Below are 20,758 nucleotides of genomic sequence, written 5' to 3' on the forward strand. Positions count from 1 at the left end.
GCGATGATGAGTGAGGAACAGCTCATCCGTTCCGAAGCGGAACGGTGTGCATACCAGTGGGGAGCTTACCAAGACAATTACGACGGGCACAACGAGTTCATCAGCTACGTGAAGCAGGAGCTGCTAAAGTTCTATGCCCCTGCTGATAAGGCGGTGTTTTTGGATGAGGTAACCCAAGGCATCCAAGACGTGCTCGACAAGCACATTGCCGTGTGCCCCCGGCACAAGGAAGGGCAGCCCTGCAACCGGGAGACCATGTTGGCCAAAGTGCTGTTCTTTCTCAAGCAGGAGGTAGCAGCGCTGCCTCTGGTGATTCATCCCAGTGAGGTTGCCAATCCGGAGCGCAGCACGGTGTTTATTAGCTACAGCCACCAAGACCGCGCACACCTGGATTACATTCGCCGGCACTTCCGGCCGTTGGAAAACCGGGTGGAATTCTGGGACGATCAAAAGATTCGGCCCGGCCAGGAATGGGAGCACGAAATCAAGCAGGCCATCAGCAAAGCCAAGGTGGCGCTGCTGCTGCTCAGCGCCGACTTCTTCAACTCCGATTTCATTCTCAAGAAGGAAATTCCCCCGTTGCTGGAGGCTGCCCGAAAGGACGGGGCTATCATCCTCTTCATCGTCCTAAAGCCCTGCATCCTGGACGAGTACCCGGACATCATGAAGTATCAAGGCGTCAATGCGCCCAGCCGGCCCTTCATTAAAATGGACGAGGCAGATAAGGAGGAGCTATGCGTGAATTTGGTCATGCAGATACGCGACACGCTTACGCCACGCTCATGAACAACACCACGGCCGGCGACTGGTACGAGCCAGATACCACTTGGCAAGCCTTGGGCTTTCCCACCCGCGAAAGCTACGTGGCACACATGGTTGCACCCGCCAAGTTCCACGGGGACGTGCACGAAGATGTCGTGAAATCTTACCGCACGGTCGAGCACCTGATGGCGCTGGCTTGGTACCACTACCCGATGTACGACGAAGCCATTAAAAAGCTGACAAGCATGATAGAAATGGCCGTAAAGCTGCGCTGCCAGCAGGTGGGCATTCCAATCACTGAAGGCAGGGACGATTCTAAAAACAGGCCGTTGGCTCGTCTTATTGATGAGTTATGCGCTCGTCTCCACGCGGCTGAGTTGAAACAACGCCTCCATGCTATCCGCGACATTCGAAATCGGCAGGCCCACCCGGAGTACCACAGCTTCGGAGGAATCGCCATGAGCATTGCGGTGGAGCCGCTTGTGTACACGCTTAATCTGCTTTTTGTGTCCACATAGTCCCTTTTTTCCCACGTATTTGCCGTACATGAGCCGATTGTATTTTACCCTCGTTTTTTTGCTTGGTGCTCTCTGCTGCCAAGCCCAAGAAGCAGCCACTTATGACGTAAGTTACAAGGGGGATTTGCTGATAATTTCTGGACGAGAAGAAACGCTAAGCCTGACCGATGAAAAAGCCTACGCGCTTTCCGAACTGCGCTTGAATAAAGCAGCGCGTAGCAAATTAGCTGCGGGATTAAGAAAGGGGCTTGAGTGGGCGGATATTAACAGCAGCAGAAATCTGACTTTTCGGAAGCTGGTAACCGAAATACCTTCCACGGCTTATACCAGCCGAGGAAATGGCCACAGTTACACGGGCACGGTATTGATGTTTAGTGGTTCACCAGCCGGTGAGTACACGATGTATTTGCTTGGCGATACCCGAGATGTTATTGCCCAACGCGTTAAAACCAATTCGGGTTATAAGACTGTTTATGCCCGCAAGCCGTTTGATATCGATGACTCAACCGGATTTGGTATCTTCTATTTTCACAATGCGAACGAGGTTAACAACTTCATTCGATTGTTAACAGCTCAACACGAGAACCTAGACGAGATCTTTAAATAACGTTTAGCGGCGCAGCATATTTAGATTGTAAAATGACGTTGTTCGTTAATTGAACGGCATCATTTTTTTGCTATGTAATTTCAAAGGCCTAGAGACTGCGCCGCGTTGTAGGCCACTACGTCTGATAGCCGGGTATAGCGACTGATGATGGCGTCGGTCTTCTGCTTTGTCTGGTTCTTGATGAACTCGTTGGACTGGCCGTTGAGCTTGGCCGTCGTGATGAAGGAAGCCCGCAACGAGTGCGCGGAGTACTGTTCGCCCAGGTGTTGCTTGACCAGGCGGTTCACGCGCACGTCGGAGAGGCGCTTCTGCGAAGGCTTGCTTTCGCCCGCCTTCTGTCCCCGGACCAGCGAGACGAAGACCGGTCCGGACGTGCGGCCCAGCACCCGTTGCCAGTCCAGAAACGCCCGCACGGGGCAGTAGCGCGGGTTGGCCGCGTAGAACAAAGCCTTGTCTTCCGTTTCCCCGGCCTGGTTGGTTTTGCTGCTCTGCAGGTGGACGACCAACGCGGCGTCGGTCATTTCGATGTGCTCCAGATCGAGGGCCACCAGCTCGGAGCGTCGGAACGCGCCGGCGAACCCCATCAACAACAAGGCCCGGTCCCGCAGGCCGGCGGCGGTTTCCAGGTCCAATGCGTTGAGGGCTTGTTTTAAGTGCGCCACCGTGAAGGCGGGGGCCTGTTTTTGCCGCTTGCCGAGTTCACGGGCCACCCCCTTGAGCAACACGTTCAGCGCCGGTGCGTCCACGGCGGAGGGCAACCCCATCAGCTGGTGCTTCTTGGCAATGGCGGCGAGGTGCCGGTGAATCGTGGCCAGCTTGCGGGGCAGGTCGGCCAAGTGGGCAACGTAGCCGGCTAGCGTGGCGACGTCAGCCGGGTACGGCGTCAGCTGCTGCTCGGCGCAGTACGCCTCAAACGTGGCCAGGTCGGTCGCATACGCCAAGCGGGTGTTGTCGGCGCCTTCGAGGCCGCGCACCAGGTAGCGGCTGACGGCCGCCGGCACCGTACCCGACAGGTCGGTCAGCGCCAAGGCCGGCACGGAATCGGTCACCACCGGCAGGTTGGCTTTTTTTCCCTTTTGTTTCATAGACTGCTGTAGAGTTTGACCAGTGCGAAGAACTGCGCTTTGTTTTGCTGTTCCGTTTCGTTGTCGATTACCACACACAACTTGACCGAACTGCCATCGGGTCGGCGGCTGTAGAGCATAAACCACGGATAGAAGCCGCGCCCGTCGGGCTTGATGGACACTTGCTTAACGCCCGCGGCTTTATACTGGGCGATGAAGTCTGCCACCACCTGCTGCTTGACTTCCGGCGACTCCAGCCGGCGCACGTGGTAGGTCGCCTTTTCGCTCAAGCCTTCGAAGTCAGCCAAGGTGCGCTGCCAGCTAAGGGGCGTGCCTTCGCCCTTCATGACGGCTTTGAAGACCCGCCAGACATCCTCGCTGTTGGCTTTCACCTGAAACTGGTACAGCGGAATTCCTTGCAACTCGGCCCAGCCGCCTTCCGGTAGCTGCACCTCGATCAAGGCTTCTTCCACCAGCGGAATGTTCCGGCGGCAGGTGGAGAACCGGACCTCGCGCCGTTCCCACGTGGGGTACTGCTCCAGAAACTCTACGACCAAGCTCATCACGTGCTCCGTGAGAATAACTTCGCTGATGTCGTAGGCCACGAAGCCTGACTCGTCGTCATCCGTTGGGGCAAAGTCGTCGACCACTCGGAAGTCGGCCAGGCGTGGCGGCGCGAGTTCGGGTAGCTCTTCTGGCGTGGGTGAGAAGCTGGGCGGTAGTTCCATAGGCGAAGCAAGATAGGCTTGTAAAGGTAGCACAAGTTTAGGTACGATAATGAAGGCTTATCGTACCTAAACTATCGTTTTTTCAAGTGCATTGATGAACCGTTCCTCACTCCTTATAAACAAGTGTCCATTGCGCCGCGTCAGTACCTTCTTTTACTCGGCTCTAATTTGGCCACGCGGTCAGCACAGGTCGGCAAAGGTGAAGCAGCTTAGAAATGATAGCAAATGATGGACGTATTAATGGCATATCAGTCGTTACCTGATACTAATGAGCCACGCTCTGTGACGTCGGGTGTCTGGTTCGTTTTTGGTTTTACGAAAAATTAACCCGGAATTCGGTCGTTATTTGATGGCTCAACCGCGCACCATTCCCGCTTATGGGAAAAAAACTACGACCTACCTCCGTTTCTACCCCACTCAATCCAGCAGGTGTTGCGGCTATTGGCGACCCCGGAGACGAAACACAGCGCAATTTTCGCTATCAGCACGCTTACGGAACCATCCTGCTGGTAGCCGCTGCCTCGGGCCTAAATCCTTACCAAGCGCTGTGGTGCGAGCACCACGAGGATTTATTGGCGGAGTTACCGGATAGCACCTACGATGCTTACCAGGTCAAGACCCGTCGCCCGGAGATAGGTGACTGGACGCTTACCGAAGAGCCCATACGTCATAGCCTCAAGCGGTTTGTGGATTTACACATTCAGTTCGGGGCCAATATTAATCGGTTCGTTATCGTGTCCAATGCCGAGTTTTTAACGGTAGGGCTCGACGTGAAAGATATTAAGAAGCTGAAAACTAGCCCACGCGCCTTCCTAAAGGTCTTAGAAGGTTACAGCAAAGCAAGTGAAGTTCAGGGGCCCTTCGCGGAAGTGCTGACGGCAATGGCTACCGACTTCGGCTGTGATGCAGAAGTTCTGTTTGCGGTCCTGAAGCGAACGGAACTGGTGAAGGGCCCTAACCGTGACCACTTCGATTCCGAAGTGGCGCACATTCATCTGCCCCAACTGGCCGACTGTAAGCTCCTGCCAGCGGCAAGCCTGAATGCCGTGCGGGATGAACTGATTCAGAAAGTGTACGGTGCGTCTTCGTTGCTGATTGAGGACCCGCGTCAGCACCTACCCCATGTCGCGGGGCAAACCAATCCGCGGCTGTTGGCGAAGCGAGTAGCCGTTTCAGTGGTTGCGGAATGTGTAGGTCAGTCGTCGGGTATGGTGTTTCGCTACCAAACTGGCGAAGCGACCCTGGTTATTGGTAACTCTGGCTCGCAGCGGGACAACTTGCGAAAGAAATTTGTGCGGGCAGGCCTAGTCGAGCAATTACTGGTCATGGAGCGTCGAACTTTGGACACAGAGGCACGCCTGATGTCTCTGGCGCTCGCCCAACCCGATACATTCGATGACTTGCTGAAGCAACTCGAAGGCGTGGTACAAGCCGAGTGCTCGGAGGCCCAGTTGGTGGCGCAAACCACCCGTACTACTCCGGCGGCCCCCTACGGACCGGCCATGTTGGTAAGCGTGTTTCAGCGGCTGAAAGCGATTGCCGACAACTCGCCCCGCAAAGTGAACAATGAGCCGTATGAGTGTTTAGTTGGCATTGCCGGCTTGTTGACCGAAGAGTGTACGGTGTGGTGGAGCGAAAAATTTAACCTCAACGTGGCATGAGCATTCGACTAATCAAAGCGGTAGCGGCCACGGAAAACGCCGACGAACTGCATCTGGCTCGTCTGTTACTACTATTGGGCGAATCGGACCAGCGGGCCGGCAGCACGATGGCGGGCATTATGAAGCTGGCCAAACTCGACTTTTTGCTGCGTTACCCCAACTGCTTGGAACGGCTGTTGAAGGTTAAGAACAAAAATGTCACAAAGGCCAACATCAAGGCCCATGAGCGCACGTCCATTGAATCAAAGATGGTGCGCTTCCGCTACGGACCGTGGGATACCCGCTACCGGCGCTGGATAGGCTTGTTAGTGGCGAAAGGGCTAGTCGTTTCCTATCTAAAAGGCAATACCGTCCACGTGGATTTAACCGATGCAGGCCGTCGCGTGGTAGGGATACTGAGCGAATCGCCGGCCTTTGCTGATATGCACCAGCGCAGCATCTTGATTTACCGCACGGTAGGGTCTATGTCCGCTACGGCCCTGAAAAACCTGATTTACGAAGTCTTCCCCGAAATCATTGACATGAAGTGGGGTGAAAATATCGCGCTATGAGTTATCCCCTGCACCTGCGGCTGGAAAAGCTGACCTTGGTTTTTGCAGCCTCCACTGAAGTGCTGCCCTTCGAGGACGTAACTTATTTCTACGGACAAATGGGGGCCGGCAAGTCCAGCATTGCGCGGTTGATAGATTATTGCTTTGGAGGAAAGCTTGACTTGTCGCCGGCACTGCAGAGCGAATTTGCCACTGTTTCGCTTTCGCTGGTGGTGAACGAGAAGCCTCTGACTTTGGAACGGCAGCGCGATAGTGACTACATCCTCTGCAGTTGGACTGATGAGCAGGGCAGCTACGACCGCATCGTACCGGCACGCAAGTCAGGGGGTGGCCCCGTCATTCCTGATACCGAGGTAGAGGTACTGTCCGACCTGCTGTTTTATCTGGTAGGCATCAGGCCGCCGCGGGTGCGCCGCAGCAAGATGCGCGAGGACTCGGAGTTGTCGCGCCTGTCGCTGCGGGACCTGCTCTGGTTCTGCTACCTCGACCAAGACGGCTTCGACAGCAACTTTTTTCAGCTCGATGGGGGCGACCCGTTCAAGCGCCTAAAAAGCTTGGACGTGCTGCGCTTCATCCTGGGCTTTCACCAAGAGCAGGTGGCGGAGTTGGAATCGGAACTGCAAGAACTCTATTCGCGCCGGCAGCAACTGCAAGGAGCGGCTAAGTCGCTTAAAGAAAGCCTGCTGGAAGCAGGCGTGGCGTCGGAAGAAGAAATTATCGCTAAAATTGGGGATTTCGAGGCCGAAGCAACGGAGGTCACCCGTAAGCTGCGAGAATTGCGGGGCCAACATCTACAGATTCCCCACGGTGCCGATGTGCTGCGGCAGCAAGCTCGCGCCTTAACGAATGAAGTAGCGGCGTTGGAGGAAGCAGAGCCCCAGATTTTGCGCACCATCGACCAGGACAAACGCCACATCAACGAAATTCTAACCTTGGGGCTTAAGGTGCAGCGCGTCGCCGCAGCGCGGGCCGTGCTGGGCGGGGTGGCGTTCGAGGCCTGCCCGCGGTGCACCCAGAAACTGCCCGAACGGTCGGAGCACGATTGCCCGGTGTGCGGCCAGGAAGAGCCCAAAGAAGGAGCGTCTAACCTCACGCCCGACGTGTTGGCCAGCGACAGCAAGGCCCGCATCAGCGAGTTGGAGGATTCCATCAAACGGCATGAGGACCAACTGGTGCGCCTGCGCCGCCGGAGCAGTGAGATTGAGCGAGACAAAGAAGCAGTGGACAACTCGCTGACTCAACTCATGCAGAACTACGATTCCGCCTACCTGTCCACGGCGCTGGTTTTGGAACGCCGGGCGGCAGAAATAGGGCAGCAAATCAATGACTTGAAACGACTCGTTCTATTGCCTCGCAAGGTTCAGGAGTTGTTTCAGCAAGCCGATGAGTTGCAGGGCCAAGAGGTAACAATTAGGCGGCGGCTTGAAGCTGCCCGCATCGGGGCAGAGGCAGACATGAGCAATGTGCGCAAGCTGGAAGCCTTTTTTCTGGACTGTTTGATGCGGGCCCAAATGCCTGGAGTGTCGGGTGATAACATTGTAAAAATCAATACCAAGACCTTTCTGCCTGAAGTGACCGAGCCAGACATGGGCGACATTACCGTGATGTCGTTTGCAAACCTGGGCAGTGGCGGCAAAAAAACCTTGTTCAAGGCGTGTTTCGCTTTGGCAGTGCATCGGCTCGCAACGGAAGTAGGCGCCATGCTGCCTTCGCTCCTGATTATAGATTCGCCGATGAAGAACATCAGCGAACGTGAAAACCAAGCTCAATTTGAGGGTTTTCACACTTTAGTCTATGAGTTGCTTGAAGGCGAACTGCTTGGCACGCAGGTTGTCCTGATTGACAAGGAATACTTCCCCCGAGGTCAAGATTCACCTCTGACCTTTGCAGTTAGGCACATGATGCCGGACAGTGAAGAGAACCCGCCCTTGATTCCTTACTATCGGGGTTTGTAGCAAGGTTTGAAGCGCTGCCCTACTCAGGGTGTTGTCAAACAAATAGGGCAAAACCTCCGGCTCGTCGGCAAAACCACGCACTTTCAGCAATTATCGCTCTGCTGGACAATACGTTACTCGGAACGCGGGCAAAGCAGCGCCAACAGCCGCGGCAAACTGTAGCTGAGCAGTTCACTGTGGCACCGGAACAAGCCTTTATGCTAGCCATCGAACGCCCCGTCCTAAGACCTGAGCGCAGCAGCCGAGGCATCGGTATGTAGGGGGCAACCTATCCTGAATACAATGTACACCTCAAATAGTAGCTTTAAGCACACCTACAAACGAAGCGTATGACCATCCCCCCAATTGCCGTATGGTTTGAGAACGGGCAATACTATTGTCCCACGGACTTATCGGATTTGGCACAGCAAATCCATAAGATGAGTGTTTCCCGAGATGACTTGATGGACAGAGCATATCGGTTAAAAAACAGACTGACCTTTATTTATCGTAAAGGTGATGTAGGCATTGACCCAATTTTTGAACTGGATTCGATGCGTCCTGCTAACTACAGTTCGACCACCTATGCATTTTTGCGAATGTCAGATGACAATGAATGGGAGGTACGAGACGCAGACAACAACGTAGTTTCTTTGAAAGCTGTAGATGGAGCTCGCGACCTTGTCAACTTCTATAAAAACGAAAGCGCGTTTAGGAAGCTTCTTCCTAACTCAGGATTATAGTTGGCTCTAATGGGAGTGTGAGTTGACTTTTATGCCTGAGTTTGGAACAGCAATAAAGACCAGAGCCCAGAGCGCTAAATAGTGTCATTGTTTTAGGGTTATTATTGCAACGTGGCATTCAACTCCCGCTCCTAAGAGGAAGCCGGATAGAACTGGTGTTCATTTCTTTGAATCAGGTCCCATCCTGAAAGTTCGACCTTTTCCTCTTCTAAGGGGTAGTCACTGTATCTAACCCAATAGGTATAGATGACCCGACTTTCAGAAAGCTTTGTAGATACGAGCGCGATAAAGGGTTGCGACATGTAAGCATTCGCAGCTATGCTCCACACATCGACTTTACTAATAAACTCTCTTAAGTGGGTAGTCCAACGGATACCAATATTGTGAGATATGGTACTGGGTTTCAGGTGCATATATTCTTCACCGCGCAAGTATCTTAGATAATCTACTTTGCTTTGCCATACCCACCTTTCCTCATGTGCTTTCAGTAGTTCATAGCTCCATGGTAACCCTGGATTGCCGCTAAGTGTTTTCCAATCCCATTTATCAACATATTGGCCGATCATTTCGGGTGTCCAAGGTAAGTCCGGTCGCGCACTTAGTGCCCGAAAGTCTACTCTCTTTATGAAGCGTTCAATTAAAGGGATATCCCATATAATCCCTTCATTCAAAGCTAATAAGCTCCAATTCCATCGATCAACAAACTCTTCCAGTAACTCAATAGACCAGGGTAGATCTTCTCGCTGACTTAAGCTAAGTTTTGCAGGAACGGAGAAGTATTCCCGAGTCTGGCCAGCGTAGATCTGGTAGGTTTCATCTACCCCAAAGTTGAGTTTGTCTGCGTAGGTGCGGATGAAGCCCACGGTTATGTCCCGTAACCTATGCGGTACAAATTTCCAGAAGGATCCATCATCAAAGGGATGGGCATTGCTACAGTATCATAGATAGGGTGCCGTTTTTCTTGGCGCGTAGCAACAGTACTGCTTGTAGTAGCATGTGTTTGCACTTGCTGTAGCACTTGGTTCGGCGCCGGAAGCGGGCCAGGTAGTGGCGCAGCAGGCTGTTGCAGCTTTCCACGGAGGTGGTTTCGGCCTTGCTGCGGTAGTGCAGGTGGATGGGCACCAAGGCACGGTAGGGGCGGTAGAAGTCGGTGCACACGAGTTGGAAGGAATGGCGCGCCAGCGAGGCGAACAAGCGCGCCCCGGTGTGCTCGTCACGGGCCCCGACGACGGCGTCGAGCACCTGCCGTCGTTCCCGGTCTACCGCGAGCCAGACCCAGCAGGCGTTTTTTTCTGCCCCACGTAGCTGTGTAGCTCATCCACCTCGCCAATGCGCACGGCCTGGCCCGGCGCCTCGGCCGCCTGCTGCTGGGCGCGTTGGCCGTAGGCACGCACCCAGCGCAGGATGGTCACGTTCGACACCTCCAGCACCCGCCCAATGGCGCGCAAGCCCATGCCCTCCAAGTACAACTTGAGCGCCAGCTGCCGCTTCTCGTCCGGGTAAGCCAGGCCACTACCGCCGGTGTAGTTGTAGCCGCAGGCCAAGCACCGGTACCGCTGCTTGCTCCGCATTAGCCCGTTTTTGCAGTTCGAGTCACTGCCGCACCGAGTACATTGCATACGGTCAAGTTATCTAAATCTACGCAGTGTAGCAATGCCAAGGGATGTATATCGTCCACGAAGCTTATTCTCCAAGCCCCTTCTTCTGCGGGCTCTTTTAGGATATCCCACATTATCCCCTCAATGTATTCCGCCTGTGCGGCGATGAAAGGAACAATGTCAGGTATTGAAACATAACAGAGGTACTTACTTCTGTCGTTATTGCGTGTAAAAACCGAGCCTATATCAGAAGGGCCAGGGCGAGGATTTAGGCTGAGATTTACAGGGTTGTATTTAGCGTAGTCCGGGTGTTGGAGAACCTGCGGTTTTAAGAGGACTGTTAATGATCTTGGCATAGGATAGGAAGAAATCGTGCGTGAGCTGGTTATGGCCGGACCAAGGACACGACGGCCGGGGGCGGGCTCCCGCCGGCGGTGGCCACCAATTCTTTCAGGGCGGGAATCCACCGCCCGGCCCCGTGGTTGTCTTTCGGATTGATCAACACCAGGAACTCGAACAAGGCCAGCGCCTCGGCCCACCGCTTCGCTTTGCGCAGCTCGACGCCCATGGCGTAGTATGCGGTCAGCACGAAACCGTTGCCGGTGGACTCGTAGAGCAGCACGTCCCGGCCCTCCGCGAAGGCCTTGGGAAACAGCAGCCTAGCCTGCATGAACGCCTGCATCAGGTAGGTCAAGCCCAGGCCTGGAGTTCGGCTGTTGAGCAGCATGCCCAGGTGCGACACCGCGTCCAGGTGCAACTCCCCGCAGGCGGCCATGATCTGCCGGTACAGACGCTCGGCTTCCAGCGGCGCGGTCGTGTGCAGTGCTTTGGCCTTCTGAAACAGGGCCTCGTGCTGCAGCACGACCGTCGGATAGACTACCCGCCAGTGACGCGGCTGGTATTCAATCATGTGCAGGTAGTCCATGCGAGAAGCTAAGGTGAACGGGGTGCTTAAAGTTACGGAACGGACAAAAAATACCCCCGCGCTGGCGAGAGCGGGGGGACTGAAATGACATTCGGTGACGTGAATTCCAGACGATTACCGGGGGCTGCCAGGGCGGGATACTAAAATGCTGGCTCGTCGTGCGCTCTTCAATGGACAGGTAGTCCAAGCCCGGTGGCAGATGCCGGTTAAACAGCCGTCGAGCAAATGGCGTAGCGCAGGGTCGGAGGTTTTGCCCTATTTGTTTAACAACACCCTAATTACTATTCACCGATTACATACACCGGCACGGCTTGCGCGTCGACACCCCGGCCAGTTTTCTTCTTGACTTCCTTGCCATCCAGCAGGATAGCGCAGGTGATTTCCGAGGCCGCCGTACCGCCGTCGATACTGGCCAAGATGGTCAGGTTGTCGCCCTGCTTCATGGTCCGCTTAAACTTGTAGCTCACCGGCAGTGGTGTGTTGCTAAGCGTCGTATTGCCGCCGCTTTCGTTGGTGTAGCTCAGGTAGTCCGAGGTTGGAGCATTGGAGGTAACCTTGTATTCTACCTGATACTCTTTCGGGCCGGAGGGCGTGGCATCGTTGTCTTTCGAGCAGCTCGTGACCAGAGCCGCGCAGCTCAGCAGTAGATAGGCAAGTCGTTTCATAGGTCAGAAGGAGTGATTAGCGAAAGTGATACCGCAGGCCAATGCTGGCCAGGCCTGGCCATTGGTCGACCAGCGGATTATTGAACAGGTAGCCTTTGGTGCCCGTGGCCACGAGCGAGAGCCGGTTGCCGAGGAAGAAATCCGCTTCGGCTCCTACCTGGGGGCCGTAAGTGAAGCGTTGCGGCTCTTTCGCACCGGACATTACCTCCCCGGTACCGTTCTGGTTGGTCCACTCGTAGCCCGCGCCCGCACCCACCAGCAGGTGCACGTAGGCCACCTCCCCGAGGCAGAATAGCTGGGGCGAGAGCAGGACCCGGCCCTGATACACCGAGTATTCGCCGCGAGTAGTCAAGGTGCCGTGCTCATAGCCCCCGCTCAGGCGCAGGGCCAGGTGGTTGGTGAGCATGGGCGTATAGCTCAACTCATAGTAGTTGCCGGTTTCGGAGCGGCCGAGGTGTGCTCCCCAGGAGGCCAGGTGCTTGACGTGTCGCTGGGCGGAGGCCGGCAGAATACCGACCCCCGCGAGCAGAAGCACCACTAACAGGAGCTTTTTCATAGGATGTTAGCGCGGCCGTGCACGGTCCATTTTAATCAGCGCGTTCCGGCTGAGGGTCGAGGCGTACACCGCTTCGGCGGCCTGGTGGGCGGGGCCGGCCTGCGAGGCTTCCATGAACAGCCGGTCGCCCTGCTCGCGCAGCTGCATGGCCTTAATCAGGTTGTCGTTCGAGGAGTTCAGGGCAGCTATCCGCTCGCCCTCGGTCATGGCGTAACGGCCCGGATTCTTCAGCGTGGCCTGCATTTCCACGCTTTGTGCGGTCATCTCGTCGGCAATCTTGTAGTAGTTCACGGCCATAGCCAGCTTGCGCTTGGCCATCATCTCCTCGGCCGCAAACAGGGAAACCGTGGACTCCTCGCGCTTGGCCTGGTACTGGTCGCTGTTCATGTTGCCGTTGGGGTCGGCCGAGCTGGTGCCGAAGCGCGAGAACACGTCGTACATCGTATTCACGTCCTGCATGGGGTTGGTCAGCTGCAGGGCCTGTCGCAGGCGCTGGGCCTTGGCGTAGACGGGCATCATCTGGTTGGTCTGGCTGCGGCCGGACATGGCCAGGGCCCGCGCAAATAGCTCCTGCGGGTTGGAGAGCCGCAAGTCCTGAATGCTCTGCACCTTCCGCAGGTCGGCCTGAACCTGCTTTTGCAGGTCGAGCCCCTCCTGGGTGAGGCTGCGAACCTCGCTGGTGATATCCTTCGTGACGCCGGCAATCTGGCGGGCGTCCTTTACTACCTGGTAGTTCTGCACCGTGGAGGACCACTGCTGCAGGCGCTTGGCAAACTCGCCAATCTGCACGCCCATATGCAGCGGGTCATTAACCACCATCTGCGCCCGGGCCTGACCGGCCGGGGCCAGCAGCAGCGCAACGGCCGCCAGGGCCGGAAAAAGTGTCTTTTTCATTGTCGTGGAATTGGTGAAAGAATTAGCGTCCCGACGCCGTGACCGGCCCCATCTGGCCGGCGGTAGCCGTGGTAATCAGGATGGGGTAGCCGTCGGGCAGCAGCACGTCTCGCAGCTTGGTGCGGGTTTTGGGCCGGCTGAGTACGCCCATGGCCACGCGCCCGCCCACGCCCACCACCGAGTTGGCCGCCGAGGCGGAGCGGTCGATGGCGGTGCTGACCTCCTGCATGGACTGCTGCTGCAGGTCCTGGCCGGCGAGGCTGGCATCTTTGGCTACCCGCTTCACGGGGTCAATCATGATGCCGGGCATGTAGTTGTAGTCGTAGATGCTGGCCGCGACCCGGTTGGGCCCGAGGCGGTTGACTTCCAGCATCACGTTGTTGGTACCCACGGTGGCAACGGCGGCGAAGACGGTATTCTTCGGGAAGGTCACACCCGACACCACGGCGTCTTCCTGCAGCCGCAGCAGTACCACGGAGCCGGTTCGCACCTTTTGCTCGCCGTTGATGACGCACTTGAAAAAGACGTCGGGCACCAGCTCCGCCTGGCTGCTCTGGGCCATCATCCGGGCGGAGCCCGCGACCTTGACGGTATTGAAGCCATCCATGCCGGGCGCGCTGGCGCGGCTGGCCAGGGTCTGCGCGACGGCCCTGGGGTCGCGGTAGCGCTTGCCGGTCATGCGCTCGTAGGCAGCGCGGGTTTCGGGCGGAGACGTGCTCAGCATGGCCAGCACGTCCGGGTCGGTTTCAAACGGGGTGCCGTCCGTGTCGGTCGCCGGCAGCAGCGCGGCCCGCGCCCGGCGCGCCGCGCCGGAGCTGGTCCGGCGGGCCACAGTACCGACTACCTGGCCTGGCCGCCGCCGGGGTACCACCAGCGTCTGAGCATGGTACGAGCCCGTTGCGGGGTCCTGAACCGTGGCTTCAATGGTGTCCACGTCGGCCGCGGCGAGGCGGCCTTCCTCCTGCCGGCGGCGCGCTGCCGCCGTGAGAGCTGCCGCCCGCTGCTTCCGCCGCTGGGCCTGCCCCATCGTATCGGCCACAAAGGCTTCCGCGACCTCGTCGGTATTTGGGCGGGTGGGCGTGCTTTGCGCCTCCTGTTCCAGTCGGCGCTGCTGCTCTATCTGCGCGGAGGGCGAAACCGGCTCTGCAGCCGCTGTGGGGGCCGCCTTAATCTCGGGCTCGATGTTTTCCGAGGCTGCCGCTACGACTTCCTTCTTCTGCTGCGCGGCCTGAGTGGCGGAGCGCAGCCAGAGAAGCAGGCCCATGCCGACCAGCAGCACCAGCAGGCCGGTTAGGAGTAGCCAGTTGTTGCGCAGCGTTTCCAGCGGCGTGGCTTTGGACTGGCCGGCGGGGGTGGGCCGCTGCGGGCCGAAGTGCTCCGCGTCGTCGTGCTCCGCTGAGCCCATGGCTGGGGGTTGGGTGTGGGGATTTGCGGGTTCCATAGCAGCGGCGTTAGATGGTAGAGGCTCGATTGATGACTCGCGAAGGCACTGGCAGCACCAGAACCCGCGCCCCGTTTAGCTCCCGCAGGGTCACTTCCAGGTAGCCCCGGTCTGTGGCCGCGTAGAGCGGAATGGCGTAGGTCAGGTAGCCAGTGGTGCGGCCCGTAACCACCTGATTGGCTAGGCCGCCCGAGGGAGCCAGCGGCCGGCGCGCTTCGTTCTTCTTGCGGGCCAGAAACTTCTTATGGGCGTTTTCCACCAGCTGGAAGTCGGTGAAATCGACGTTGTAGTCAATGGCCGAGTGGTTAATGACCTTGAAGCGCAGGTAGGTAAAATCCTTGTCGTTGCGCACGTTGGCCAGCGACAGTACCAGGTCGTTGTCGACGACCGCCACGGCCTGGTGCTCTTCCCTGGTTTTGCGCAGCTGGCTGAGCTTGCCCTCAACGGCCGCTTTCTTCTCCCGCTCCTTGTCCAAGGCCAGCTCATTCTCCGGGGCCGCGCCGGCCGCCGTGCCCTCGCTAGTGCCGCTGCTCACGCTCAACGCGCCGTCTTTCTGAAAGTCGTACAGCTGCAGCACTGGCCGGTTCACGTACACGAGGCGTCCCATCCAGTACTTGGAGCCGTAACGGATAAGGATGGGCGTGGGCGGCGCGGATTTGCGGCGGGCGCGCACGAACACCGCGTTGGCTTCAATCTTCACCAGGTAGTTATTGGCCATGCCCACGTCGACCAGCGAGACGGGGCCACTAAAAACGAGGTAGGTAGTGGAACTGTCTGACACGGCCACGTCCAGCAGCACCGGGGCCGCCAGTGGTGACGCGGCGGGCCGCGGCACGGCCGTGGAGGATTGGGCTGACGTGGCCGACGCCAGCAGCAGGGGCAGGCTCAAGGCCAGCAAAAGCTTGGAAAACATAGTGCGATGCGCTTGGAGAAAGGATAGAATTAGTTGCCCGCTGCGGGCGAAGCCGGAGCTGCTGTCGGGGCAGGCGCGTCGCTGGCTGCGGGAGCCAGGGCCCCGGCGCTGCGCTGGGCTTCCAGCAGGGCCCGCTGCCGGTCGGCTTCCTGCTCTTTCAGGGCCTGTAGCTCCTCCCGCGACACCTGCGGGTTGTAGGGGATGTAGTCGAAGTTGGTGATGAGCATCCCGTAGGGGTTGGCATCAGAGCGGTTGGTTTCGGTCAGGTTGAACTTGGCGGCCAGCGGCAGGGGCTCCTTCTGCTCGCCCCCGATGAAGATGCGCTGCTTGATGTACACCCGGCCCGACCAGGGGCGGTGGTTCATGTCGATGCTCACGCTGTCCACCGTCACCACGTTGCGGGCGGCGTACCGCTCGTAGTTCTGCAGCACTTGGCCCCGCGTGAAGCCGTCGTAGATGCGCCGGCCGCCGCGCCCCTCAATCAGGGGCAGGGCCGCGTCCAGGTTGGTTTTGTAGGTGTATTGGTCGTGGCCGAACATGGTCTGCATGAAGTTGCGCACCAGGTTGCGGGCCTCGTAGGGCGTGTGGGTTTCGGTGGTGGGCGCGGAGAGGGCGGCCACCGAGCCGGTCTGGCCTACCACGTACACGCGCCGGCCGCTGTTCTCGTAGGCGCGGTACACCAGAAAGCCCGCCGCCAGCGACACGAGCAGCAGGGCCAGGACGCTCCCCATCGCCAGGTTGCGCATGGTGGAGAATGAGGTACTTAGGTTTTTGGCGGAGTCCATTAAAAGGGCTGATTAAGTCAACAGGAGGAGGTTTTTAAGGCCGGGGCTTTCTTCCCCACTGCCCCTAGTTGGCCAGGGGCAGATACACTTGCTTGTCTTGGTAGGGGTACACCAGCAGCCGCTGAGCATTATCCCGGTCGAGGTAGGTGTAGAGCACCCCTTGCACCGTGATGGGCTCCCTGGGCCGCACCTGCACGACCTTGCTGCCCACGCTCATCTCCGAGATGTAGAAGTGCATCAGCGAGTCTTTCGGCGTCTGCAGCACCAGCAAGGCTGATTTAGGCTTGGTTTCCACGTAGCCCGTAGGCTTCCAGCGTAGCACTGCCTCGAACGGAATCTTGTAGCCGGGGCCTACCTTGGGGTAGCCTGGCTTCACCCCGATGCGCCACATGGGCGGCAGGCCGAGCGTGATGGGCTGCAGGGCCTGCCCTTTCACCGACACCAGCTCCAGGTAGCCTTCGGCCGGCAGCAGCTGCTCCACGCCGGCCCGCACGTCAACCGCCGAGGCCGGACGAGCCGGGGGCAGAGTGTAAGCAGCTTTTTGAGCCGCCATGCGGGCCTGTTCAGCGGGGCTTTCCGCTTGCGCTTCCAGCGCGTCGGCGAGGGCCGCGTTGGCTTTTTCTTCTTTGGATTGACAGGCAGTGGCCAGGCCCAAGGTCAGCAGGGCCAGGTAGCGGGTGGGATAGTTCATCGGAAAGAAGGGGATTGGTTAAGCCGTCCACAGCCCGGAAGGCCGTTGCCGGTAGGAAGGATTGAGGGCATCGGACATGGTAATGGAGGGCAGGCCCGCCGAGGCCGAACTGCCGCCGCTTGGGGCCGGGCTGGGGTCGGCTGAGCCGCCGCCCGTGCCCCCGCCGGAGCCGCCTCCGCCCGAGGTGCCGCCGCTGCTCATGGCCCGGCCGATGGCCCCGGACACGCCGTGGCCGCCGCCGGCCATGCCAGCCGAAACACCGGCCGCCGCCGCTGCCGCCGAAGTAGCCATGCCAACCACGGAGCCCACGAACCCTTGCGCGGCTGAGGAGCCAATAAACAGGCTCGTCAGGTAGGGTACCATGAGGTAGAGCATGATGAAGGCTACCGAGACAATCAGCTGGCGGGTATCCGATTCTGCCGCCACCGGGGCGGAGAAAACCCCGCCGAAAGTGGTGTTGGAAGCCGTGTAGAAGGTGTAGAGCAAATCCAGCAGGGCGAACGAGAGGCCCCAGAACTGCACGGCCAGGAAGTTCTGCAGCCACTTGATGGCGAGTTGGCCAAAGGCCGGCACTACCGACAGGCACAGGGAAATGGGGCCGCACACGAACAGGAAGCCTAGAATAAACTGCTGGATGAACTGCATGATTTGCCGAATCAGCAGCACGACTTCCCCAGTCACCAGCTGCAGCAGAATGTTGGTCAGGCTGAACGAGGTGATGGTTTTAAGTAGGTTGGCTATTTCCTGCGCCCCTTGCTCCACCACCGTTTTCTGCGAGAGCGTTTCCGAGGTGCTGATGGTCGCGCCCAGCGCCGAAGCGGCCGTGGAGCCGTCGGGCGTGGCAAACATGCGGGTGAACCCGGCAATGCCCGAGCTAAGCGTATCAATCAGTTCCTTATAGAAGAAGAGCAGGAAGAATATCCATACAGCCTTGACGATGGGGCCCCAGTCCATGGCCAGCCCGTTGCCCGAGATAAAGCCGCGCCCGATGGTGTAGAGCAGGGCAATGAGCATGAAGGTGGGCGTGATGTAGCGGCAGGCGCGCAGCACGATTTGCAGGGTCTGGTCGCAGGCGCTCAGAAAGCCCGGGTCGGCCCCGTAGGCGACCATTAGATACAGACTACTCACTGGGCTAGGACACCCTTGCGGGCCTGTTTATCCTCCACAAACTGGTCGACGGCGTAGTCCAGTCGCTGCACCTTCACGGGCTCGTACTGCGGGTTGCCGTCCGCATCCAGCTTCGGCCGGCCGTTTCGGTCCAGCACCGGCTTCAGGTTGGTCTGCTGATAGAATTTCACCAGCCGGTTGAGGTGGTTGCGCTCCACCGGTTTGGAGGTGAGGATAGCATCCAACTGGGGGGAGGCCTCCACCCCGAATATCTTGCCCTTGGCGCCCTGCTTGATGAATATTTCGCGCAGCACTTCGGTGGAGCGGACTGACTTAATCAAGTCCATCTCGTGGCCGGTCAGGCCCAGCGGGGCCTGCAGCTGGGCCAGGGAGTCGGGGTTGACGTGGCGCAGGATAATCTTGGTGGCCGAGTTGTTAATGATGGCCGGCCCGATTTTGCTGCTGGTAATCTCGGTGATGCCCTGGGTGATGATGGTGACCGAGCCGTTGGTTTTGCGAATGGTGCGGTACATCGACTCGATGAATTCCGAGAGCACGCCCGAGAGCATGGTCCAGGCCTCGTCCAGGGCGATGTACTTGACGTCGTCGGGAAACTTGCGGAACAAATCCAGGCTCAGCTCAGTGATGAGCATGGCCACCACCGGGTAGAGGTCGGGGTCGGCCTGCACCTTGGCCAGGTCAAAGCAGATGAGCCGGTACTCCGATAAGTCCACGTCGCGCTTGGCGTTGAGCACCCGCTCGTAGCGGCCGCCGGTGATGTACTGGCCCAGCACCAGGAAGAACTGGTGCATGTCGATGTACTTCAGGTTTTTCTGGTACTGCCGACGCGCTCCATCGAGCGGGTCGGGTTCCACCCCGTCGCCGGGCACGGCCACGGGCTTCTGCATTTCCTGGTCGTACTGCTCCACGAAGCGGTAGAAGCTTTCCATGCCGGGAAACTCCTCGTCCTTCTGGTTCAGGCGGGGGCTTTCGTTCAGGCAGGCATAGTACTCAATCAGGAAGCGCGAGAGAATCGTGCGCTCCGACTTGTCCAGTCCGGTATCCTTGCCGCCCTTCCACAGGGCGGCGAGCAGGGCCAGGTGGAAGTTGGTTTTCTCGTCGTTGTAGAGCCACTTGCCCGAAGCATCCCGCGGCACGACGAAGGGATTGAACTCGATGGGCCGCTGCGGGTCGTACTCGAAGTAGGTGTTATCGAAGTCCCCGCCGTTGAGCGACTGCAGCACGTTGCGGTAGGTGCCGCCCACGTCCATGATAATCTGGCGGGCGCCCTTCTCAAAGCGCTGCACAATCAGATTGCCGAAGGTGTAGCTCTTGCCTGAGCCCGAGGGGCCGATGACAATGGCGTTCTGGTTGTCCAGGGCCGTGTTGAACAGGTTTACCTGCACCAGGTTGCGGAACCTATCGGTCAGGTACTCCCCCACCGGGTCGGTCTGGTAGGTGGCCGTCCAGTGGGTGTAGCACGCGCCCCGGTCCGACGAGCAGGTCAGCCAGCGGTCCGGCACCTGCCAGGCGTTGCCGGGCAGCAAACCAAAGAACACGGGCAGCGCCAGGTAGCTTTCGACCACGCTTTCCGTGCCGAACATGTAGCGAAAGGCCGCCGTGGCCCGCTCCACGTTCTCGCGCCGGCTGTTATCGTTGGTGTCCCAGAGCAGCAGGGATAGGTGCAGGCCCACAATCTGCTTGTTTTCGGCCCGCACCTCGGCGGTGAACTCCTCGACCTCGGCTGCCCGCAGCGCATTGTCCTGCGTGGAGAGAAACGAGAGGGAGGCGTTGAGCTTACGGTCGGTATCCAGCGAGCTAAGCTCGGCGCGGGTATCCTGAACCAGCAGGGCCTGCGTCAGGATGTGCGGGCACTGCAGGACGTGGGTGAGCGGGTAGAGCATGGGCGCGGTGACGCCGTAGCTGTTCTTTACCGCTGGGTGGGCCTCGCTGCCCTGGCCTACCATCGAGAGAATGTTTACCCGGTGCTCGCCCACGCTGAGCGCGCCCATGTCGTTGCCAATCTCGCGCTCCTGCCGGGTAGGCTGGCCATCGAAGCTGAGGTTGAAATACTGCAGGTAAAGCTGGTGCATCTCCCGGCCGCCTAGGCGCTCAAACGCAACGCCGCCCAGGTTCTTGATGCCCTGAACAAATTCCACGGCGCTGGCCTCGGCCAATTCCAGGGTCTGGACGAGCTGCGCGAAGGGGTTTTTCATCAGCGCTTCGCCGGCGCGGGCCACCAGGGCATTCACGGCGTTGGTGCGGGGCGCTTTTACCGCCACCGGCGCGAAGGAGATAAACAGGTAGGACTTCTGAAACAGCACCAGTCGCTCGAAGAAGTGCTTATTCATCTTGCCCTCGAAGTAGGTCTGCTGGGTCTTGTCCTCGCGGTAGGGCCGGTCGTAGTAGATGTCTGTTTTCTGCACGATGGTGCCTACCGGCAGGGGCCGCAGCACGCCTACCAGCGCGGTCTGGAATGCCTCGTAGTCATCCACCGTCCAGCTTTCCATCTCGGCTGGCTCAATGGCGAAGCCCACCGCGACGCGACCGTCCTTGAACACCACCTTGTCGCCCTCGAAGCTGTGCACGGGCATCACGGCGTCAAACGCGGCCGT

23 protein-coding genes are annotated in these 20,758 nt (G+C 58.6%); 7 read left to right on the forward strand and 16 right to left on the reverse strand.

The window, feature by feature from the left end:
• Window positions 1-6: 6 nt before the first annotated feature.
• From ACYVHT_RS17325 to ACYVHT_RS17335, 3 genes are read left to right on the forward strand one after another with little or no spacing between them, the layout of a single operon-like run.
• Window positions 7-786, forward strand: coding sequence for a toll/interleukin-1 receptor domain-containing protein (locus ACYVHT_RS17325; protein ID WP_460554707.1), 780 nt, complete (start codon window positions 7-9; stop codon window positions 784-786).
• A complete protein-coding gene (locus ACYVHT_RS17330) occupies window positions 783-1,280 on the forward strand; it encodes a hypothetical protein (RefSeq protein WP_460554710.1) in 498 nt (165 codons plus the stop codon). The genes ACYVHT_RS17325 and ACYVHT_RS17330 overlap by 4 nt, the downstream gene beginning before the upstream one ends.
• A gap of 28 nt (window positions 1,281-1,308) precedes the next feature.
• Window positions 1,309-1,887: a hypothetical protein gene (locus ACYVHT_RS17335; protein ID WP_460554713.1), complete on the forward strand. Its 579-nt coding sequence runs from the start codon at window positions 1,309-1,311 to the stop codon at window positions 1,885-1,887.
• Between the two features lie 80 nt (window positions 1,888-1,967).
• On the opposite strand, the gene ACYVHT_RS17340 is transcribed toward ACYVHT_RS17335, so the two are convergent.
• Together ACYVHT_RS17340 and ACYVHT_RS17345 are read right to left on the reverse strand one after the other, a co-directional pair.
• Window positions 1,968-2,972, reverse strand: a complete 1,005-nt coding sequence (locus ACYVHT_RS17340) for a site-specific integrase (RefSeq protein ID WP_460554716.1) — start codon at window positions 2,970-2,972, stop codon at window positions 1,968-1,970.
• A complete protein-coding gene (locus ACYVHT_RS17345) occupies window positions 2,969-3,679 on the reverse strand; it encodes a hypothetical protein (protein WP_460554719.1) in 711 nt (236 codons plus the stop codon). The genes ACYVHT_RS17340 and ACYVHT_RS17345 overlap by 4 nt, the downstream gene beginning before the upstream one ends.
• Before the next feature lie 377 nt (window positions 3,680-4,056).
• On the opposite strand from ACYVHT_RS17345, the gene ACYVHT_RS17350 reads away from it, so the two are divergent.
• The 4 genes from ACYVHT_RS17350 to ACYVHT_RS17365 all read left to right on the forward strand — a co-directional run bounded on the left by ACYVHT_RS17350 (window position 4,057) and on the right by ACYVHT_RS17365 (window position 8,568).
• Window positions 4,057-5,340 (forward strand): dsDNA nuclease domain-containing protein, encoded by a 1,284-nt coding sequence (locus tag ACYVHT_RS17350; RefSeq protein ID WP_460554722.1) that lies wholly within the window; start codon window positions 4,057-4,059, stop codon window positions 5,338-5,340.
• The gene (locus ACYVHT_RS17355) at window positions 5,337-5,891 is read left to right on the forward strand and encodes a hypothetical protein (protein ID WP_460554725.1); all 555 of its coding nucleotides are present in this window, start codon (window positions 5,337-5,339) and stop codon (window positions 5,889-5,891) included. The genes ACYVHT_RS17350 and ACYVHT_RS17355 overlap by 4 nt, the downstream gene beginning before the upstream one ends.
• Window positions 5,888-7,846 (forward strand): AAA family ATPase, encoded by a 1,959-nt coding sequence (locus ACYVHT_RS17360; protein WP_460554728.1) that lies wholly within the window; start codon window positions 5,888-5,890, stop codon window positions 7,844-7,846. The genes ACYVHT_RS17355 and ACYVHT_RS17360 overlap by 4 nt, the downstream gene beginning before the upstream one ends.
• Before the next feature lie 329 nt (window positions 7,847-8,175).
• Window positions 8,176-8,568, forward strand: a complete 393-nt coding sequence (locus tag ACYVHT_RS17365; protein WP_460554731.1) for a hypothetical protein — start codon at window positions 8,176-8,178, stop codon at window positions 8,566-8,568.
• Between the two features lie 131 nt (window positions 8,569-8,699).
• Here ACYVHT_RS17365 and ACYVHT_RS17370 read toward each other — a convergent pair whose 3' ends face one another.
• From ACYVHT_RS17370 to ACYVHT_RS17435, 14 genes are all read right to left on the reverse strand, one after another.
• Complete coding sequence (locus ACYVHT_RS17370; RefSeq protein ID WP_460554734.1) at window positions 8,700-9,431, reverse strand: hypothetical protein; 732 nt, start codon at window positions 9,429-9,431, stop codon at window positions 8,700-8,702.
• A 67-nt stretch (window positions 9,432-9,498) separates the two neighbouring features.
• Window positions 9,499-9,810 (reverse strand): IS1 family transposase, encoded by a 312-nt coding sequence (locus tag ACYVHT_RS17375; protein WP_460554736.1) that lies wholly within the window; start codon window positions 9,808-9,810, stop codon window positions 9,499-9,501.
• 17 nt (window positions 9,811-9,827) lie between these two features.
• On the reverse strand, window positions 9,828-10,139 hold the full coding sequence (locus tag ACYVHT_RS17380; RefSeq protein ID WP_460554738.1) for a helix-turn-helix domain-containing protein: 312 nt from the start codon (window positions 10,137-10,139) through the stop codon (window positions 9,828-9,830).
• Window positions 10,139-10,522 carry a hypothetical protein gene (locus ACYVHT_RS17385; protein ID WP_460554741.1) on the reverse strand — a complete coding sequence of 128 codons (384 nt, stop codon included), beginning with the start codon at window positions 10,520-10,522 and terminating at the stop codon, window positions 10,139-10,141. The genes ACYVHT_RS17380 and ACYVHT_RS17385 overlap by 1 nt, the downstream gene beginning before the upstream one ends.
• Window positions 10,523-10,551: 29 nt before the next feature.
• Window positions 10,552-11,091, reverse strand: coding sequence for a hypothetical protein (locus tag ACYVHT_RS17390; protein ID WP_460554744.1), 540 nt, complete (start codon window positions 11,089-11,091; stop codon window positions 10,552-10,554).
• Window positions 11,092-11,372: 281 nt separating this feature from the next.
• Window positions 11,373-11,756, reverse strand: a complete 384-nt coding sequence (locus ACYVHT_RS17395; RefSeq protein WP_460554747.1) for a hypothetical protein — start codon at window positions 11,754-11,756, stop codon at window positions 11,373-11,375.
• Window positions 11,757-11,772: 16 nt separating this feature from the next.
• Window positions 11,773-12,312: a hypothetical protein gene (locus tag ACYVHT_RS17400; protein ID WP_460554750.1), complete on the reverse strand. Its 540-nt coding sequence runs from the start codon at window positions 12,310-12,312 to the stop codon at window positions 11,773-11,775.
• A 6-nt stretch (window positions 12,313-12,318) separates the two neighbouring features.
• Window positions 12,319-13,206: a hypothetical protein gene (locus ACYVHT_RS17405; protein ID WP_460554752.1), complete on the reverse strand. Its 888-nt coding sequence runs from the start codon at window positions 13,204-13,206 to the stop codon at window positions 12,319-12,321.
• A gap of 22 nt (window positions 13,207-13,228) precedes the next feature.
• Window positions 13,229-14,611 (reverse strand): conjugative transposon protein TraM, encoded by a 1,383-nt coding sequence (gene traM, locus ACYVHT_RS17410; RefSeq protein ID WP_460554755.1) that lies wholly within the window; start codon window positions 14,609-14,611, stop codon window positions 13,229-13,231.
• Between the two features lie 46 nt (window positions 14,612-14,657).
• The gene (locus ACYVHT_RS17415; protein WP_460554758.1) at window positions 14,658-15,560 is read right to left on the reverse strand and encodes a DUF4138 domain-containing protein; all 903 of its coding nucleotides are present in this window, start codon (window positions 15,558-15,560) and stop codon (window positions 14,658-14,660) included.
• A gap of 29 nt (window positions 15,561-15,589) precedes the next feature.
• Window positions 15,590-16,345 carry a conjugal transfer protein TraK gene (locus ACYVHT_RS17420; protein WP_460554761.1) on the reverse strand — a complete coding sequence of 252 codons (756 nt, stop codon included), beginning with the start codon at window positions 16,343-16,345 and terminating at the stop codon, window positions 15,590-15,592.
• A gap of 64 nt (window positions 16,346-16,409) precedes the next feature.
• On the reverse strand, window positions 16,410-17,036 hold the full coding sequence (locus tag ACYVHT_RS17425; protein ID WP_460554764.1) for a hypothetical protein: 627 nt from the start codon (window positions 17,034-17,036) through the stop codon (window positions 16,410-16,412).
• Window positions 17,037-17,054: 18 nt separating this feature from the next.
• Window positions 17,055-18,146, reverse strand: coding sequence for a hypothetical protein (locus tag ACYVHT_RS17430; protein ID WP_460554767.1), 1,092 nt, complete (start codon window positions 18,144-18,146; stop codon window positions 17,055-17,057).
• A 14-nt stretch (window positions 18,147-18,160) separates the two neighbouring features.
• The coding region (locus ACYVHT_RS17435; protein ID WP_460554770.1) for a VirB4 family type IV secretion system protein at window positions 18,161-20,758 on the reverse strand (2,598 nt) is incomplete at its 5' end.

Source organism: Hymenobacter daeguensis (genome assembly GCF_054780555.1).

What these genes read in the sequence shown, in the direction of transcription:
- ACYVHT_RS17325 (WP_460554707.1), top strand. Translation starts at nt 7, where the DNA reads ATGAGTGAGGAACAGCTCATCCGTTCCGAAGCGGAACGGTGTGCATAC.
- ACYVHT_RS17330 (WP_460554710.1), top strand. Translation starts at nt 783, where the DNA reads ATGAACAACACCACGGCCGGCGACTGGTACGAGCCAGATACCACTTGG.
- ACYVHT_RS17335 (WP_460554713.1), top strand. Translation starts at nt 1,309, where the DNA reads ATGAGCCGATTGTATTTTACCCTCGTTTTTTTGCTTGGTGCTCTCTGC.
- ACYVHT_RS17340 (WP_460554716.1), bottom strand. Translation starts at nt 2,972, where the DNA reads ATGAAACAAAAGGGAAAAAAAGCCAACCTGCCGGTGGTGACCGATTCC.
- ACYVHT_RS17345 (WP_460554719.1), bottom strand. Translation starts at nt 3,679, where the DNA reads ATGGAACTACCGCCCAGCTTCTCACCCACGCCAGAAGAGCTACCCGAA.
- ACYVHT_RS17350 (WP_460554722.1), top strand. Translation starts at nt 4,057, where the DNA reads ATGGGAAAAAAACTACGACCTACCTCCGTTTCTACCCCACTCAATCCA.
- ACYVHT_RS17355 (WP_460554725.1), top strand. Translation starts at nt 5,337, where the DNA reads ATGAGCATTCGACTAATCAAAGCGGTAGCGGCCACGGAAAACGCCGAC.
- ACYVHT_RS17360 (WP_460554728.1), top strand. Translation starts at nt 5,888, where the DNA reads ATGAGTTATCCCCTGCACCTGCGGCTGGAAAAGCTGACCTTGGTTTTT.
- ACYVHT_RS17365 (WP_460554731.1), top strand. Translation starts at nt 8,176, where the DNA reads ATGACCATCCCCCCAATTGCCGTATGGTTTGAGAACGGGCAATACTAT.
- ACYVHT_RS17380 (WP_460554738.1), bottom strand. Translation starts at nt 10,139, where the DNA reads ATGCGGAGCAAGCAGCGGTACCGGTGCTTGGCCTGCGGCTACAACTAC.
- ACYVHT_RS17385 (WP_460554741.1), bottom strand. Translation starts at nt 10,522, where the DNA reads ATGCCAAGATCATTAACAGTCCTCTTAAAACCGCAGGTTCTCCAACAC.
- ACYVHT_RS17390 (WP_460554744.1), bottom strand. Translation starts at nt 11,091, where the DNA reads ATGGACTACCTGCACATGATTGAATACCAGCCGCGTCACTGGCGGGTA.
- ACYVHT_RS17395 (WP_460554747.1), bottom strand. Translation starts at nt 11,756, where the DNA reads ATGAAACGACTTGCCTATCTACTGCTGAGCTGCGCGGCTCTGGTCACG.
- ACYVHT_RS17400 (WP_460554750.1), bottom strand. Translation starts at nt 12,312, where the DNA reads ATGAAAAAGCTCCTGTTAGTGGTGCTTCTGCTCGCGGGGGTCGGTATT.
- ACYVHT_RS17405 (WP_460554752.1), bottom strand. Translation starts at nt 13,206, where the DNA reads ATGAAAAAGACACTTTTTCCGGCCCTGGCGGCCGTTGCGCTGCTGCTG.
- traM (WP_460554755.1), bottom strand. Translation starts at nt 14,611, where the DNA reads ATGGGCTCAGCGGAGCACGACGACGCGGAGCACTTCGGCCCGCAGCGG.
- ACYVHT_RS17415 (WP_460554758.1), bottom strand. Translation starts at nt 15,560, where the DNA reads ATGTTTTCCAAGCTTTTGCTGGCCTTGAGCCTGCCCCTGCTGCTGGCG.
- ACYVHT_RS17420 (WP_460554761.1), bottom strand. Translation starts at nt 16,345, where the DNA reads ATGGACTCCGCCAAAAACCTAAGTACCTCATTCTCCACCATGCGCAAC.
- ACYVHT_RS17425 (WP_460554764.1), bottom strand. Translation starts at nt 17,036, where the DNA reads ATGAACTATCCCACCCGCTACCTGGCCCTGCTGACCTTGGGCCTGGCC.
- ACYVHT_RS17430 (WP_460554767.1), bottom strand. Translation starts at nt 18,146, where the DNA reads ATGGTCGCCTACGGGGCCGACCCGGGCTTTCTGAGCGCCTGCGACCAG.